Consider the following 18,243-nt stretch of genomic DNA (forward strand, 5'->3'; position numbering starts at 1 on the left):
AGTTCAGGATGATGAACAATAACCCGTCATCCCGAGTACAACGAGGGATCTCCTGAATGTGGCAGGTGTATGGTCATTGTGCCACAGTCAGGAGATCCTTCACTGCGTTCAGGATGACGGATAGGTTCAGGATGACGGATAGGTTCAGGATGACGGATAGGTTCAGGATGACGGATAAGCTCAGGATATCGGATAAGTTCAGGATGACGAACAATAACCCGTCATCCCGAGTAAAACGAGGGATCTCCTGAATGTGGCAGGAGTATGGTTATTGTGCCACAGTCAGGAGATCCTTCACTGCGTTCAGGATGACGGATAAGTTCAGGATGACGGATAAGTTCAGGATGACGAACAATAACCCGTCATCCCGAGTACAACGAGGGATCTCCTGAATGTGGCAGGAGTATGGTTATTTTGCCACATTCAGGAGATCCTTCACTGCGTTCACGACGACGGATAAATACAGGATGAGATAATTATCAAACTGTTATGATAGAAAAGCGTTAGAAATCATAAATAACGCTGATCTATCGAGTGCACCAATTGCTGATGAATTCCGTTGAATCCCCTGTTACTCATCACTAAAACAGCATCGCCTTCCCTTACGATTCCAGTAATTTCCTTCACAATTTCATCGTTGTTTTTACAAATTTTATAAGGGCAAGTCCAGGAAGACACTGATTCGTTCAAATCAAAATCATGAGGCTCCAATACATAAGCACCATCTACAGGGGCCAATGCATGCGCCATTTCTCCAGCATGAACACCAGTACGCATAGTATAAGAAGCAAATTCCATGACTGCGAAAATGCGCTGATGCCTTTTGCTGCGGGTTAAAGCATCAATAGTTTTGGTAATGGCCGTAGGATGATGAGCAAAATCATCATATACCGTGATGCCATGACGATTGGATTTTACCTCCAAACGTCTTTTAACCGGTGTAAAACACTCCAAAGCTCTTGCTGCAACCTCCGGACTCACGCCGGCATTAGCACTGGCAGCAATAGCGGCTAAAGCATTCTCCACATTAAACTGTCCAATCAAATTCCAATGGATCTCCGCCACTACCTTTCCTGAATGACGTATCTTAAAGGCAGAGCCACTCTCATCCAACAGTTCAACCGTCCAGTCTGCCTCACCCGTCAGGGATAACTCTTCTACTCGAGAATACTTACCACGAGCTAAAACTTCATTCAACGCTTTGTCATCCCGTGGTTTTATCGCAACACCACTAGCTGGTATTGTTCTTAATAAAAAATGGAATTGCTGTTGAATAGCGGCTAAATCAGGATAAATATCCGCATGATCAAATTCAAGATTGTTTAAAACCGCGACTCTTGGTCGGTAATGCATAAATTTGGGGCGTTTATCAAAAAAAGCAGAATCATATTCATCCGCTTCGATGACAAACCATTTTCCTTTGCCCAAACATGCGCTGGTATTAAAATCTGTTGCGACGCCACCAATCAAAAAGCCTGGATTTAATCCGGCCTGATCGAGTATCCAGGCAATCATCGACGTAGTTGTTGTTTTTCCATGAGTACCCGCTACGGCTATAACCTGATACCGAGGTAAAATATTCTCTGCAAGCCATTGTGGACCCGAAGTATAATTTTTACCTGCTTCAATAACGGCTTCCAAAACCGGCATTCCACGTTTGATGGCATTGCCAACGACCACCAAATCTGCTTGCAAAGCCAGTGTGCTGTCTTCATATCCCTCTGTCCAGGTTATACCTTTGGCTGCAAGCAAATCACTCACAGGCGGATAACAGTTAGCATCACTTCCGGTCACTTTAAATCCAGCATCCCTCGCAAGCAAAGCTAAAGCACTCATGAATGTTCCACTTAAACCTAATACATGTAAATGTGTCATAATGTCATCGCCAAAAAGAAACCGTTAATACGTTAACTGCAATTAAGCCAAAAGCAGCCAAAACAGATTGAACATTAGTACTGTTCATTGCAAATTTATAGATATAGGCAGTTATTACAAATTGCCATACAGATAAACCCAGAGTCACGAATAAATATATCACAGCAATAAATAAAACGATTGGATTTTTTAAAGTGGTATGCGCGAGGTAGGGATCTACTAAAAATAAGGGACTGGCCAATAGATGAATAATTGCATGCGAGGCACATAAACAAGTCACTGTTTGCACCCATCGCGAACCCAGACCTCTAAAATAAAGAAGGGCGAAAGTATAAAATACAAATGAAAAAACCAAACTTACTGCAATCAAAGTGGTAATTAACAAATCATCAGAGAACTCAAACTCTGAAAATCTCCATTGAAGGGTCATCACCAAAGTTAAAAATAGGATACTGATACCTAATAAAAAATGCGAATAAGGGGTATTGTCAGGAGTTTCCTGAAACCGGATAAGCTTCCAATAGACTAAAAATAATGATGCCAGCATAATTAAATCATTTCTTGATAATTTTCTTTTCAATGCTCAACTGCTGAACTATAGGTTGATTCCATGGACCAGAAACCTTATAACTATATCCAGTAATTTTCTGCATACTTTGATTAATAATTTTATTCGCTACCCATGCAGCAAGCCCAGCGATAGGGCCACCCGCTATGGTAGCAACTATTGGTAAACTGGCAGTGATGTGCGGCGAAATGCTCAAATTCAAATCATACAAACGACGAACCAAATCAAGATCCCCTTTCATACTGGCGTATGCTACAGGTCCATCAATATAACTGTCCTGTGTATTCATGATGCCTTTTTTAACCGTAAAATTACCCTTAAATACATCAAAACTGTACCCTTGATGCGAGAGATCACTAAAATCAAGTTTCAAACGTCTTGGAATGGTTTGTAAACTCAAAATACTTAACAGCTTTCCTAAACCCAGTTTTTCCTCGGTTTCAGGGCTCAAATGAGTTATTCGTCCATTTTTAAGCTGCAGGTACATGGTTCCATTTAATGAAGCTAAAGAAAAATCATACAAAGTACCATTCCAACCTCCATTAAATTCCATATCGCCTTTGCCGGCATCAACCGCGGGCGTAATCTGCCATAGCTCCAGACTTTTGGCCAAATCTTTTAAATGCATTTTAACCTGCAATTTCGATTGATTGACCGTTCCTTTTTGAGTCCATTCACCATTAATATTAACCTGATAAAATGATGAATCAATTCTACAGTAATCAATAAACCATCGTTCTGGAGAGGATTGACTCTTCAATGTCATATTACCAATCTGCTTTGTCCCTATCGAGAAATTATCGATACGTAAATTGAGGTTAGGAATTTGATCAGGACTCGACTTATCTGAGCCCTCAGAATAACGACCCGTTTTTTCAAACGAAGCCAAATGTAAGTACTTAATAAATCCGCTCAGTGAATGTGTTGCAGAACGATAAGTTAAATCACCTGATATATTTTTCTGATTCAGGGTAAATGACCAATCACTGCCAGGCAGGACCTTAGCTTTCACTGTCATATCATCAAAATGTTGATTAAGGAAACTTAACTTACCCAATTTAACATTAATTATTCGTATTTGGTCTAATAAGGAAGTTCCTGTCTGCTCTGTGGCAAAGGTATCATATACTTTTTTCCATTCATATAAATCAAAACCAGCTAAAGTTCCCACAACAGACAAACCGGGTTTATCTTGATAGACGGCTTGTGAACTCCCTAATCTAATTTGTCCTGACTTAAATTCAAATGTTCCTTTGTGTTCCTGTAACAATACATCCGAGCTTAAGCGACCATTATAGTTCGAGCGTAATCGTATTGCTTTTTGAGGGTTAAAATCCAGTTTAACTTCCAACGGAACTTGAGTATTAAAAGGTTTCCCCATTGGCGAGGGAAGATTAATGGCTAATCCCTGTAAGTTGGATTTGAGTACTATACTATCCATATCATTAGGATCATTAGTAATTTTGATTATCGCATTGACTGAAAACATCCCTTTAAAAACAGATAATAAGGGGATATTAAACTGTTTTTTTAATGAATCCACTGTACACTCACCATCAACGAGTACCGAGGTTTCGGGTTCTGGTTTTTTAACGGATTGAATTTTGATATTTAATGGAAAGCCAAATGCATTGGCCACCAAAGCACTATGGGTAACCCCTTCTTCATCAAAAGATAAATCACCGTGCACATCCTCAACTTTAATTGATCCCACCTGATGTTTTATTGAAATCGTGTTATTTTCAAAAGAAAGATCACCTCTTACAAGATTATCATCATTTTCAGGATATAAAGGCAATTCCAAACGCAAATTCAATAATACCAATCCATCAATTGCCAGACGTTTTAATGCTGCAAGTTTTTGTTTTAATGGAGATGCCATGACAAAGTTCATCATTTTTTGCGCTTGTCCATGGATAATTCCATGAATTAACAGTGTTTCCTTATCTTTGCCAATATCATCAATACGTAAATTCATCTGATTCACGGGTACTCCTTGAAAGTCACCATGCACCAAATCAATCTCAAGATTGCGATTTTTTAAGCGTATATAACCCTCCAAATCTCTAATTAACTGCCATTTGGAAGTAATGAACAATTCGCCTCCACTGCCATGGCTGGTTATGGAAAATTCCCCATTATTATTGTCAAATGGAAAGTCACTAAGCAAACCATTCAATCGAATTGTTCCAGTTGCATTAGCTATTCGTTTGATGTCAGTGGTCAACCATAGATACAATTTGGGTTTCAAATATTCTTTAGGCAAGTACGCAGTCCATTGCTCTAAATTTTTGCCAGAAAAATCAGCATCAAGACGGACATGTCCAACAGATTGTCGAGTTACCTGATCAAGAACTCCCTGTGCGCTAATCGTCAAATCAGGTTTGCTTAAAATTAATCGTTCAATACTTACCCTTAATCCATTGCTCAGATCCTTCCATTCAAACGCACCATTAAAAAGATCCAATTGCTGTAAGGGATAGTTTTTTAGTTTTAAAGTAGCGTTCTCTGAATCCAGCTCAAGTCGACCTTCTTCTGGCTGCCAGTTTATTGCGCCGGAGAGATTTTCCACCGCTGGAATAGAGTTTATTGCACTCCAACCCAGATGATCAAATCGGGTGAGGATATAATTTACTTCTTTATCCTTTATGACGACCTGAGTATCTGTCAATACACCGTGTGGCTTTGCCTGTAATAACTCAAGTAGCGAAGAAGGCCAGTTTATTGCTTCTGTTAACAACGATTCAATAATTATTGATTTGACAAAGATCTGATAACGATTTGCTGGTTTGTTATAGTTAATCAACAATTGATTCTCTGGCCAAATGATTCCGGCAGCACGCAATTTAATATGATCGGCCTGAAATTCCCATCCTTTATCCTTAGGTTTCCAGGCAAGATTTGCTTGGAAGGATTGGATTAACTCACTCGTTTTCTTATTGGTTAAACGCCAGGCTAATCGTTTAAATTTCACCTGAGCCTGAGCAGAAGAAACAGTTCCTTTATCCAGATCCAGCCATACAGCTATGTCACCTTTCCCCCCTTCCAATTGTTCAGTGGTTTTTGGAAAAACAGTTTGCCATTGAGCGGGGACTATATGTTTTGCTGCAAAATAGATTTGTCCTTGAGTTTTTTCAAAATGATTGGGATCAAATCGCAAATCGCCCAGTAGTTGAAAATCAGTACTGTCTGTCTGTTGAAGCCGTGCTTCACCTCTTATCTTGTAACGACCACTTCGATTAGCTATGGATACATTAAGCCCGCTAACTGGAATAATTCCACCATCGCTAAAATAAAAATGAGCTGAAACATGTTTAATTATTAATCGTTCCTGCTGGGAAAGCCAACCAAGAATTTGCTGTGTCCGTTCTGGGGTAAATTCATTATCTTGAATCGAAGCGGGAGAAATACCATCTATGTTCCAATGACCGTCTTTTTCCCGGAAGATAAGATGGATATCATCTATATAAAGTACTCCGGGTTGAATACGCCAATACCAAAGTGATTTGAATAAGTTAATCCCTACCAGCAGCTGCTCCAGTTGCAATGCTTTTTCTTTACCATCAATAATACTGATATGCTTTAACTTGAGCACCGGTTGAAACCAATACCATCCCGTTTCCATCGTTTGAATAGTAACTGGTTGACCTAAAAGAAGAGTTAAATGATGTTCTACTTCACCTTTATATTGTTTCGCCCATGGGGTTAACGAGCGGAATATGCTTGAAAAAACAGCCGCTAATATAATTAAGATAGCCAGCGCTATCCAGATTTTCTTTATTATATTATTCACCGAAAGGATTCGATTGATCATAAGATTTTTTACTATACCATTGCTTTTGAGCATACTCATCACTTTCTTTTTGATCCTGACGCTCTAATTTTATTTGTTCCGTTTTTTTTACCCGTTCAATGAGTTTGGCTACACCTTCTTCTGCAGCTTTCGCGTGTTTGTAATTCAACTCCAGCTTACTTCTGGTTTTAGCCAAATGAGCCAAATGAGAATTCAATTGTATTAGAGCTGTATCTAAATGACTAATAAAATCGATACGATTCCTTAAACGCCCTACTGTACTGCCCTCATTGCCAATTTGCTCCAATTCATGCAAATAATCCTGTCTATAAACTACAAGCTGCTCATGCCGTAATTTATTTTGATTAAATTGCTCTTTGGATTTTATTAATTCCATTAAAGCGTGATTTGTTATTTCCTTTTTTAGCTGAAGTAACTGAATTAAACGTTCTAATCGCTGACTCATTAATTACCTCCAATAGAGGTTGAAATCAATTGTGAAAGTTTTAACACACTTTCTTTATAATTCACCTGCTCGTCTATGCCTTGGGCTATATACTCTTTAAATCGATCTATAACCAAAATCGCTTTATCCAGCAAAGGATCGCTTCCCTTTGCATAGGCTCCAAGCAATATCAAATCTTTATTTTTTTCATAAACAGAAACCAGTTTTTTAAATGATAATGCGTCTTTCATATGTTCTTCAGTAACTACAGAATGCATCACTCGACTGATTGACGCCTCTGTATCAATAGCGGGATACTGTCCTTCTTCAGCCAGCGTTCTGCTTAAGACAATATGACCATCCAGGATAGCTCTGGCAGCATCAGCGATGGGATCATGCAAATCGTCTCCTTCAGTCAATACGGTATAAAATGCCGTAATTGAACCTTTTCCTGGCATGCCATTTCCAGCCCGTTCAACTAATTTGGGAAGTTTGGCAAATACGGATGGAGGATAACCTTTAGTTGCTGGTGCTTCTCCAATTGATAAAGCTATTTCTCTTTGTGCCTGAGCAAATCGAGTCAATGAATCCATGAGCAGCAGCACATGTTTTCCCTGATCACGAAAATATTCTGCGATACTGGTGGCGACCTTTGCACCATGCAATCGCATCAAAGGACTTTCATCTGCTGGTGCTGCAACGACCACTGCCCTTTTAAGGCCTTCTTCTCCCAGATTAAACTCTATAAACTCCTTTACTTCTCTTCCTCGCTCCCCTATTAAACCGACAACGACCACATCGGCATTTGTATAACGAGTCATCATCCCTAACAACACGGATTTTCCTACCCCGCTTCCAGCAAATAACCCGATACGTTGCCCCCGGCCTATAGTTAATAAGCCATTAATTGAACGAACACCAACATCCAACGGAGTGTCCACAGGGGCTCTTTTTAAAGGATTAATAATTGGACCTATAAGGGGGTAGGAATGAATCAACTCCAGCGAAGGTCCTTCATCAATTAATTCCCCTGAACCATTTAATATACGTCCTAATAATTGAGGACCAACTCCTACCTGGGCAGTTCGCCCAGTTGGAGTGATAATCATTCCTGGAGCAAGACCTTGTATTGCTCCAATAGACATTAAATAAACACTCTCACTACTGAACCCTACCACCTCGGCTTCAACTGATCGCGAATCATCTATAGTCACAAGACAACGTGCACCAACAGGCTGAATAAATCCTTTAGCTTCAAGAGTCAATCCTATAGCTCGACTTATCCTGCCACAATGCAATAATCCAGAATTTTTTTTCTGAGTGATATCCGAAATGATCTGATGTAATTTTGACTTATAAAGAGTCATTACTTAGTCCTGATGCTCAAAAGAAGCGTTAAGGTTGTCTTTATTAATATATTGAGCAAATATAGTCATCATTCGGGTATGTAGTCTGCCATCCAATTCACTATGTTCTCCCTTTAAATAAAAATCACCTCTATGCAAAGCAGGATCGGCAAATAAAGCATTGGTAATTCCAGGGACCTCTTTATCTCCGATTTCAGTTTTAACCCACTCAACATCAGAAGGATTCAGACCCAGAATATTGGATCCACTTAATGAAGGTAATTCATTCTTGATTTCATTGAACAGTCTTTTAAATTTATCGGGATGCACTGTGAGTTCAACGCCAATACAATGTTGGCTTAACCAAATAACCGTCTGAATCAACTCTTGGGTTAACTGTTCATCAAGCAGCTGAACGGGATTTTTAAATAATTCTATCCATTGAACCAGTTCCGCTTTTTTCTCATCAATCTCGACTTGCGCCTGTCGCATTCCTTCAGCAAAACCTTGTTCAATTGCTTCCTGTTTTATAAGCGCCACTTCATCAACCAACTGCTCTTCCAGATTAACTTCTGGCGTTTCATCACCTTTAGTTCCCTGATAATCCCAGGCATTAAAGTCAGTGTTTTTACGTTCCATATGAAAAGGTTCAAATTCATTAGACATAGGATGAAATACCTTAATAAAGTTAAATAGGAATACACCGTTAATTACTCAATCTGTAACTGCTCAATAAGTGACGTAACTCATGATGCTATTGAGTAGTGACATCCATCTGGCGAGAACTATTGAACTCTCCAAATAACACGTCAATTATCCTCGCAGGATTATAGGTATATAACGTGCTGAATATACGCAATACAAACGTTTCTGCCACGATTAAATCATTTCGTCGCCACCCTTAGAACCGAGTGATATCTTACCGTCTTCAGCAAGATTTCTGGCAACAGCAAGAATATCTCTTTGTGCGCGCTCAACGTCACTTACCTTAACCGGACCCTGTACTTCAATATCATCACGCAACAAATCAGCAGCACGTTTAGACATATTTGAAAAGATTTTATCTCTCGTCGTTTCAGTAGTACCTTTCAATGCCAATTTTAATTGCTCGGAGGTAATATCCCGCAATAATGTCTGTACGCTTCGATCGTCCATATCGACTATATTTTCAAAAACAAACATTTTATCGCGAATCTTATCACTCAGCTCTTCATCCCAATCCTTAATCTTGTCAAGAACCTCTTCCTCCATGGCACCATCCAGAAAGTTAATCACATCAGCAACAGTTTTAATTCCCCCTACGGATGCTGATTTTCCTACCGTTTGGCCACTCAACTGTTTTTCAATAACCTTTCCCAATTCAGAAATAGCCTCTGGTTTTACAGTGTCAATATTGCACATACGTAACAAAACCTCAGCACGCTTTTCTGCACTGAAATAGCTGACTACTTCTGCTGATTGTTCACTGTCAAGATGAATTAATATGGTGGCTATAATCTGCGGATGTTCATTACGGATAACATCTGCAATTAATCGGCCATCTAGCCACTTTAGTCGATTCAGACCACTGTCCTTATCAGAAACTAAAATCCTGTCTATAAAGGGAGTGGCCTTTTCTTCGCCCAATGCTTCAATGAGCACCGTTCGTAAATAATGTTCTGTATCTACAGTCAAACTGGTTTGATCTTCGATGGCACTGATAAAATCAATTAAAACAGTCTGCATTTTAGCCTTGCTGACGGAACTTAATGTAGACATGGCCATGCCAACTTTTTGAACCTGTCTGGGTTCAAGATGTTTTAATACTTCTGAAGCATTTTTCTCACCCATACTGAGTAACAAAATTGCTGCGCGTTCTATTCCATCCATCGTTATCCTCTGTCAACCCATGATTTAACAACCTGTGCTACCCGCTTGGGCTCTTTATCTACCACTTGACGTAATAAACTTAATTGAGACTCATAATCACTTGCATCACTTAAAGACATTTGGCCATCCAAACCTAATTCTCCAGCTACTTTCGAATTAGCCTGTTCTTGATCCTTATTACTTGCCAAAGTTTTGAGCATGGGGCGTAACACACCAAAAATCAGGGCAAGTAGAAATAATGCACCTGAAACTTGTTTTATGATTGACCAAAAACTATCCTTCTGCCAAAAACGTTCATCGGGTATCTGTTCAATGGGATCTGGTTTCACAAAATTACTGTTAATAACATTCAAACTATCGCCACGTTTAACATTCAAACCTATAGCATCGGATACAAGCAGTTTTATTTGCTCGATTTCCTGTGGAGTTAATGGCTTTTTCTCCATTTTTTTAGTTTTATCATTCATCACGGCACGATTATCAACCAAAACAGCTACAGATAATCGCTTGATAGTACCAGGTTGGTTTTTTGTATGACTGACTGTCTTGTCTAATTCAAAGTTTTTAGTACTTTGTGTACGAGTATCATTCGCTTTAGTTTGATCTGTTGTTGTTTGCTGGGGTACTGCTCCATTAGCCGCATTTTTAGGTGGAATATTTTTCTGACCAAGGGCAGGATTCGGTTGTGGTGTATTTGAAAGAGAGCCAGCAACGCCACTAGCGTCATTGGTTGCACTTCGTTGTTCCTGCATGGTTTGCTCACTTCGCAACGACGGCAGTTCAGGATTAAACAATTCCTGTGTCTGTTCATAACTGGTAAAATCGATATCCGCCGAAACTTTCGCTCGTACCCGCCCGTAGCCCAAAATCGGAGTTAAAATTTCCTGAATTTTTTGCGAATATTGTTGTTCCAACGTTTGGCGATAATCAAGAAACCGCTCTGTATCTGAAAATAACGTCTGCCCTGCCCCCTCATTCAGTAACTGGCCATCCTGATCCACTACAGTTACTCTGCTTGCACTCAAACTTGGGATGCTTGAAGCGACCAGATTGACTATAGCCGCAATCGTGTGTTTTTTAAGTTCCAGCCCTGAATACACGTCGATAAATACCGAGGCGCTAGGTTGTTGACTGTCTCTGACAAATGCAGATTCTCTTGGAATGGCTAAATGAACACGTGCTGATTTAATGTCATTAAATTTACTGATGGTACGTGCCAACTCTGTTTCAAGAGCCTGTTTATAACGCGCATTTTCCATAAATTGACTGCTGTTAAATGTTCCATTTCCTGCAAACATCGCTTCTGTACCGCTGGAATCACGAGGCAATCCTTCTGCAGCCAGTTTCAATCGCGCACTTTGTAACTCATCAGCAGGAACTAACAACGCGCCATGATTTTGATCAATTTTATACTCAATTCCACTCCGTTCCAGAACAGCCAGTACGTCCGAAGTATCTCGAGGGTTCAATTGACTGTAGAGAGGGATATAACTGGGCTCGCGTGACCATAAAACAACGGCCAGACCTATTGCTACGCTTGCGGCTAAACCAACCAGCAAACCAATTTGGCGAGGGATAGATAAGCTTGCAAATTTTGCCGCTGCAGTAGAAGCATTATCAGCCAGTGCCATTATAAACTCCTGTAATTTTGTTCTGTACCCAAGGAATTAGCCCAAGGATTCCAAAGGACTTACGAAAAACACCCCATCTCTTCGTTAAAAAATCCCTTTGCTTCTATCTGGGGGTATTTTGTAGATCCTGATCCATTCAAATACCTGTATTATACAGGCATATTCATTATGTCCTGATAAGCCTGAACCACTTTATTTCTAACCCGTAAAGTTGCTTCAAAACCCAAATTGGATTTTTGACTGGCGATCATTACCTCACCAAGACTTACATTTGGATCACCAAGCTCGAAACGTGTTTTCAAGGCATCTGCAGTTTGATTCATATCATTTACTTGACTCAAAGCCTTTTGAAAAACAAGACTAAAGGGTGTCTGTTGTGCATCCGTCTCATTGACTGTCCCTTCTGCCTGAGCAGCCATCGTTCGAATTTGATTCATTAAATTTACAGTATTTATTTCACTCACTTCCCTGCCCCTTATCATATCCATTGGAATCAACTCAACCATCAAAAAATACTGTATCGAGTTTACTCTAGGTTAAACGACATATCCTTCTTCACGCATTTTAGCCAGCTTATATCTTAATGTTCTTTCACTTACGCCTAATAATGCTGCCACTTGTTGCCTGTTTCCTTCATGCTCCAATAGAGTTTTCTCAATCAATTCAAATTCATGAATTTGTAAATTTTTACTACTTGCAGCTGCAGTTGTTTCAGGCGTCATCGTGGAGGTTAATGATAACTGTAAATGCTCTCCTTCAATTATCCCTTGAGTTTGCAACACCAGAGCTCGTTGTATCACATTATCAAGCTCTCTTGCGTTACCTGGCCAGGGATAGGACAACATGAGTTTTTGTGCCGTTGGACTAATTACCGGAACAACCGGTTGTTTGTGTTGACAATGTTTTCTGATTAAATAATTAGCCAATGGAATAATATCATTTTTCCTTTCTCTCAAAGGATGCCATTGCAAAGGAAAAATATTTAATCGATAAAACAAATCTTCTCGAAAACGGCCAGCCTGCACCTCATCTTTCAATTGTCTGTTTGTAGTTGCAAGTATACGAACATCCAAACTGATCATTTTATTCGATCCGATACGCTCTACCTCTTTTTCCTGCAATACTCTCAGTAATTTAGCTTGTAAACTTAAAGACATTTCACTCACTTCATCCAGAAGCAAGGTGCCGCCCTGGGCCTGCTCGAATTTTCCAGGAGTCGATTTATAGGCTCCGGTGAATGAACCTTTCTCATACCCAAATAAAGTTGCTTCGAGCATCTGTTCTGGAATTGCTGCACAGTTAATCGCAATGAACGGATTTTTTTTACGTGGAGAATGATCATGAATAAAGTGAGCCAATACTTCTTTTCCAGTTCCACTTTCTCCACTAATCATGACGCCAACATCTGATTGAGCGACCTTTAATGCCATAGTGAGTAAAGCCTGACTTTTGGGATCCTGGGCTATTGGTTCACCACTATCATCCACTTCAATTTTAATGTATTGATTGATTTTTTCAGTTAATACCTGAGCACTAAATGGTTTTTGTAAGTAGTCAACAGCACCATGACGTATGGCATTGACTGCATCCTCTACAGAACCAAAAGCCGTCATTAATATAACCGGAAGTCCAGGACGTTTTTTATGGATTTCCGTTAATAATTGATTGCCATCCAGCTTATCCATCCTGATATCAGTTAATACCACTGCAGGATTATGTAACTCAAGCAAAGTTAATGCTTCTTTGCCGTCTTTGGCTGTAATATAGGTATGACCGGAAATAGTCATAGTTTCAGCTAGAGCTTCTCTTAATACGGGATCGTCTTCAACAATTAAAACATGGCTCATAAATATCCTTTATTCTCGTTTCATTCGACTCTGTTCATACCTGGTATATACAAATTTACTTGTGTACCCTCGCCTTCAACAGATTCTAAGGTCACTTTACCTCCATGAGCTTTCACAACTGCAAAAACAACCGCTAATCCTAAACCAGTGCCTTGTGCTTTAGTAGTAAAGAAAGGTGAAAAGGCTTGTGTTTTTACCTCGTCACTCATTCCCTTTCCATTATCCTCTACTGATATTTGTATACCTGAATCATCCATAGATGCAAGTGTTAAATATATTTCTGTAGCTTCTGATTGCAAAGCATTGATTACAAGATTCAAAACTGCTCCAATTAATGACTCTCCGTGAATGGATGATTCACGAGTTATCAATTGATTGTTTACTTTAAATAATGCTGAAGATGACTCTATGTAAGGCTGTGCTCTTTGCATTAATTGAGAGCACCAGTAGGTCATATCTATAAATGTCGGTTTAATTGATGTACCTCGTGCAAACAAGAGTAAATCATGAATTTGTTGTTCAATACTTGCATGGCACTCTTGTAATCGCCTTATCCAGTTTTTTATGCGAAGATCAAGTTCAGGTAAGTTATTTAAATGCTCGGTATATAAAATAGCTGAAGATAAAGGAGTTCGGATTTGATGAGCCAGCTGGGCAGTCATCGTTCCGATAGATACCAATCGTTTCTCATTTTCTCTCGCTTTCTCATAATCCCGTGTCGCTGTAATATCCGATAGTGTAATTAAGATACCCGGTAAACTATCAAGAGATGAAATAGCAACATGTACCCGTCGACCATCAGCCAAAGACACCTCATGACCATCGTCAGCACGAGGAACAAATGCCCGTTGAATGACATCCAACCATAAGGATCCTGTTAATCCGTAGCCAAGCATGGCTTCAGCGCAAGGATTTAACCATACCACACGTCCTTGTGCGTTTAAGATAACAAGCGCAATAGGTAAACTGGATAAGATATCCCATTCAGAAAATTCAATCTGTGGTTTTACCGCACAAGTCTGGTAATTACAATATTGCATAAAATCTTTAATTAATCAGATAAATAATTATGACTTTAGCAAATTTCACGCCAAAATGAAAATGTCTTTAAAATCAAATAATTAATAATTTAAAGTCAGTCTTTTTTAAGATTTGTGCAAGATAATCTCTTAATTCCAGGTTTTTTTGACATGTCATGAAGTAATGATGATTTAAAAGTCTAAGTCAGCGCCGCTGTTCTGGGCTATTCATTGGCTCTCTGTAGAGTGCATTCACTACTGAACGTTCATTGGAAAACAGAATAATTTTTAATACATAGTGAAAATATTAGTCATAACTTTGACACTGGCAGAGCAAGATTCCAAGCAGCATCGATTTCATGACCTTGTTCAGTGCAATATCATGAAATCGATTCAGTGCATGCTTCGATGATTCAGCAGCATGTACTTATTTATAAATTATACCAATCAACATATGAGCATCAAATCAGTACGCGTAACTCTGCATAGACCTCATTTGCCGTAAACGAACCGTTCCAGGGAGTCACGCTCACACCGGTTCTTCCACTTGGTGCTGATAAGGATGACAGGATGTAGTTAGGAAATGGTATCTTTCCTCCGTCAAAGTAATCGTAGCCCACTGTGAGTGAAGTTCGATGCGTTAATTGAGCTGAGAGACCAGCACCAACCCGCCAGGCAAATTCACTATCAGTGCTTGTTTGATTGACTGAGGCGATCTCTGTTCGACCAACTCCAAAAGGAGCAGCTATGGTTCTAAAATCTTTAACATTCAAATAGTCTACCCCAATTCCACCACCAACAAAGGGTTGAACTGAAAAAGTACCAACTTGCCATAATAACTTTGAATTGAGAGTGCCCAAATCAACCCAACCATTAACCATGACACTGTTACTGTCCATTTTAAATTTTCGGGTACGTACATCACCGGTAAATCCAGCAACTCCATTGTTTGCTCCGGTTTGATACTTTGAATAGTCGTAATCACCCCTGTGTTCAAAACGAGCGTCGAGACGAAGATAGTCGGTCATGTAACGACCTACTCCAAAAAATAAGAGCGCCGCGGAGTCTATATTGTTTGAATAACCTTGATGGGAATAATCCCAGATTGCGGGATCAACAGCAATATCGGCATCGTTTGACCAGGAATAACCCGCTCCACCAACAAGATACCAGGATTCTGGCTGTACAGCGGGTCCCATTGTTCCAGCTACAGCTATTGAGGAAATACTTAATGAAAGACAAGCTGAAACGAAATTATTACATATTTTCATGAACTTAATTCCTTTTAATTTTAAAGAATAATAGTTATACATGAAATAAGTGAAATAAATCAATAAAAAAAACATTGGATTGGAGCAAGTTTTAATACGGTTTCTGTAGTGTTCACTTGTTCAATAACCCGTGAATCATTATATCAAACAGCTTAATCGCCGGCACAATGCCCTGAATTGCAGATCCTTTAATTTTACATCCGTCATCCCAAGCGAAATGAGGGCTCTCTTGAATATGGTGCTGTGCCTGAATTTGGAGATCCTTCGCTGCGCTCTGGATGACGTACTAATACACCCGTCATACCAAGTGAAAGGAGGGATCTCCTGAATGTGGTACTGAGCCTGAATTTGGAGATCCTTCGCTGCGCTCTGGATGACGTACTAATACACCCGTCATACCAAGTGAAAGGAAGGATCTCCTGAATGTGGTACTGTGCCTGAATTTGGAGATCCTTCGCTGCGCTCTGGATGACGTACTACTACACCCGTCATCCCGAGTAAAACGAGGGATCTCCTGAATGTGGCGTTGTACTCAGAATTGACGAAAGTCCTGGAGCCTTTGAGTAGTAACCCGTAACTGCCTAACTTTTTGAATCTTCATCCAGTTTTTTTAAAAATGCGAGCTTTTCAGCGATTTTGATTTCCAATCCTCTTGGCACGGGTTTATACCATTGAGGATCTTTCATTCCATCTGGAAAATAATGTTCACCAGCGGCATAACCCTGAGGTTCATCATGAGCATAACGATATTCACGTCCATGTCCTAACTCTTTCAATAACTTCGTAGGAGCATTACGTAAATGGACAGGAACTTCCCTGGACTTATCTTTTTTTACAAAAGACATGGCCTGGTTGAACGCAACATAACCTGCGTTACTTTTCGCAGCAACCGCCAGGTAAATAACAGCCTGAGCCAAAGCTAACTCCCCTTCGGGAGAACCCAACCGTTCATAAGTTGTAGCTGCATCATTGGCAATTTGCATCCCCTTCGGATCAGCCAATCCAATATCTTCCCATGCCATTCGAACGATGCGTCTTGCGAGATAATGCGGATCTACTCCACCATCAAGCATACGACATAACCAATACAATGCTGCGTCGGGATCAGAACCACGTACCGATTTATGTAATGCAGAAATTTGGTCATAAAAATTATCGCCACCCTTATCAAAACGTCTGGAATTTGGAGCCAATGCATTCGTTACAAATTCTTTAGTTACTGCAGTAACATTCATTGCAGTACACGCAGTATTAATTTGTTCAAGCAAATTAAGAAGCCTTCTTGCGTCACCGTCAGAACAAGCGATAATGACGTCCACAGCCTCATCATCAAATTGCAAATGAGATAAAACAGCTGTACAGGCACGTTGAAATAACTCCTTTAACTCCTCCTCCGTTAAAGACTTTAAAACATAAACCTGAGCGCGTGAGAGCAGTGCTGAGTTTACTTCAAAGGAAGGATTCTCGGTGGTCGCTCCAATAAAGGTTACCAGCCCTGATTCAGTATAAGGAAGCAATGCATCTTGTTGCGCTTTATTAAAGCGATGAATTTCATCAATAAATAAAATAGTCTGTTTATCATGAATTAAATGTTCCTGCGCTTGTTCCATGGCAGCGCGTATTTCTTTAACACCTGAAAATACGGCAGACAATGCTATCCATTCACAGTCAAACGCCTGAGCTGTTAAACGTGCAATTGTAGTTTTGCCTACCCCGGGTGGCCCCCAGAGTATCATGGAATGAAGTTTCCCGCCGGTAAAACTCAGTCGTAAGGGTTTACCTTCACCAAGCAAATGACTTTGTCCTATCACATCATCAAGATGCTTGGGTCTTAAAAATTCAGCTAAAGGAGGGACAGGTTCTGTATTAAACAAGCTCATTGGTAAATACCATTATGAATTTTGCCATTATCTAAACTAGCTAAAGCTGACCGATTTGAATCCGCAAACAGATCAAAACGGTCTGTTTTTTATTGCTGGACTAAATCGACCCCTTTTGGCGGCTTAAATTGAAACAGTTTAGTGGGTAACTTAGGATTCGATTTTATTTGAACTAATTTAACAGTAGTTACTTGTCCTAATTGATCGTGCAACTCCAGACCTGTTAACTTATCCTCAGTGAAAATCAATTTAATCTGCTGGAAATTTTCTTTGGGGGATTTCGATTTTAAATCGAAGGTAGTGACCTGACCAACAGTTTTCTGGGTTACTTCAAAATCTCTGGTGACTGTATCATCATAACCACTCAAAAATAACGCGGCAGTTCCACCTAACCCTTTTTCCTGCTTTTTAACAGTGACCTGCTCTAAATCGACATCATAAACCCACATTTTTGTTCCATCAGCAACAACAAGCTGTTCCATTGGATCGATCGTTTGCCAACGAAAACGTCCAGGTCTCTGTAAAGCCATGGTACCTGAAGAACGAGATACTTCCTTCTTTTTTGCCTTTACTATCTGATTAAAATTTGCAGTCATTGTTCTGATCGCATTAAGTTTCTCTTGTAATAATTCTCCCGAAGTCTGGCTGAACAAACTACTGGTAAAACAAAACAGGATCATTAAAATTAATTTTTTCATT

General features: G+C 39.8%; 14 protein-coding genes. All 14 read right to left on the minus strand.

All coding sequences use genetic code 11. The features are described 5' to 3' along the window. Positions 1-510 precede the first annotated feature (510 nt). Complete coding sequence (mpl, locus tag Lqua_RS06910; RefSeq protein WP_115148714.1) at positions 511-1,878, minus strand: UDP-N-acetylmuramate:L-alanyl-gamma-D-glutamyl-meso-diaminopimelate ligase; 1,368 nt, start codon at positions 1,876-1,878, stop codon at positions 511-513. Between the two features lies 1 nt (position 1,879). Continuing rightward, on the minus strand, positions 1,880-2,422 hold the full coding sequence (locus tag Lqua_RS06915; protein ID WP_058473776.1) for a hypothetical protein: 543 nt from the start codon (positions 2,420-2,422) through the stop codon (positions 1,880-1,882). 7 nt (positions 2,423-2,429) lie between these two features. Next, positions 2,430-6,257 (minus strand): YhdP family protein, encoded by a 3,828-nt coding sequence (locus tag Lqua_RS06920; protein WP_058473777.1) that lies wholly within the window; start codon positions 6,255-6,257, stop codon positions 2,430-2,432. Next, a complete protein-coding gene (fliJ, locus tag Lqua_RS06925) occupies positions 6,229-6,702 on the minus strand; it encodes a flagellar export protein FliJ (protein WP_058473540.1) in 474 nt (157 codons plus the stop codon). The genes Lqua_RS06920 and fliJ overlap by 29 nt, the downstream gene beginning before the upstream one ends. Next, positions 6,702-8,048: a flagellar protein export ATPase FliI gene (gene fliI / locus Lqua_RS06930; RefSeq protein WP_058473541.1), complete on the minus strand. Its 1,347-nt coding sequence runs from the start codon at positions 8,046-8,048 to the stop codon at positions 6,702-6,704. Before fliI ends, fliJ begins: the two co-directional genes overlap by 1 nt. A 3-nt stretch (positions 8,049-8,051) precedes the next feature. After that, positions 8,052-8,693 (minus strand): flagellar assembly protein FliH, encoded by a 642-nt coding sequence (locus tag Lqua_RS06935; protein ID WP_058473542.1) that lies wholly within the window; start codon positions 8,691-8,693, stop codon positions 8,052-8,054. 213 nt (positions 8,694-8,906) lie between these two features. Then, positions 8,907-9,896: a flagellar motor switch protein FliG gene (fliG, locus tag Lqua_RS06940; RefSeq protein ID WP_058473543.1), complete on the minus strand. Its 990-nt coding sequence runs from the start codon at positions 9,894-9,896 to the stop codon at positions 8,907-8,909. Between the two features lie 2 nt (positions 9,897-9,898). Then, a complete protein-coding gene (gene fliF, locus Lqua_RS06945) occupies positions 9,899-11,527 on the minus strand; it encodes a flagellar basal-body MS-ring/collar protein FliF (protein WP_058473544.1) in 1,629 nt (542 codons plus the stop codon). A 149-nt stretch (positions 11,528-11,676) separates the two neighbouring features. Then, positions 11,677-11,991 (minus strand): flagellar hook-basal body complex protein FliE, encoded by a 315-nt coding sequence (fliE, locus tag Lqua_RS06950; protein ID WP_058473545.1) that lies wholly within the window; start codon positions 11,989-11,991, stop codon positions 11,677-11,679. A gap of 72 nt (positions 11,992-12,063) precedes the next feature. Further along, positions 12,064-13,374, minus strand: coding sequence for a sigma-54-dependent transcriptional regulator (locus tag Lqua_RS06955; protein WP_058473546.1), 1,311 nt, complete (start codon positions 13,372-13,374; stop codon positions 12,064-12,066). Between the two features lie 20 nt (positions 13,375-13,394). Then, a complete protein-coding gene (locus Lqua_RS06960) occupies positions 13,395-14,414 on the minus strand; it encodes a sensor histidine kinase (protein WP_058473547.1) in 1,020 nt (339 codons plus the stop codon). A gap of 440 nt (positions 14,415-14,854) precedes the next feature. After that, positions 14,855-15,664, minus strand: coding sequence for an outer membrane protein (locus Lqua_RS06965; RefSeq protein WP_058473548.1), 810 nt, complete (start codon positions 15,662-15,664; stop codon positions 14,855-14,857). Positions 15,665-16,245: 581 nt separating this feature from the next. Continuing rightward, positions 16,246-17,544, minus strand: a complete 1,299-nt coding sequence (locus Lqua_RS06970; protein ID WP_058473549.1) for a replication-associated recombination protein A — start codon at positions 17,542-17,544, stop codon at positions 16,246-16,248. Positions 17,545-17,633: 89 nt separating this feature from the next. After that, entirely contained in the window at positions 17,634-18,242 is a 609-nt protein-coding gene (gene lolA / locus Lqua_RS06975; RefSeq protein WP_058473550.1) for an outer membrane lipoprotein periplasmic chaperone LolA, read from the minus strand. Position 18,243 lies beyond the last annotated feature (1 nt).

The sequence above is a fragment of the Legionella quateirensis genome (assembly GCF_001467955.1).
Lineage (GTDB): Bacteria > Pseudomonadota > Gammaproteobacteria > Legionellales > Legionellaceae > Legionella > Legionella quateirensis.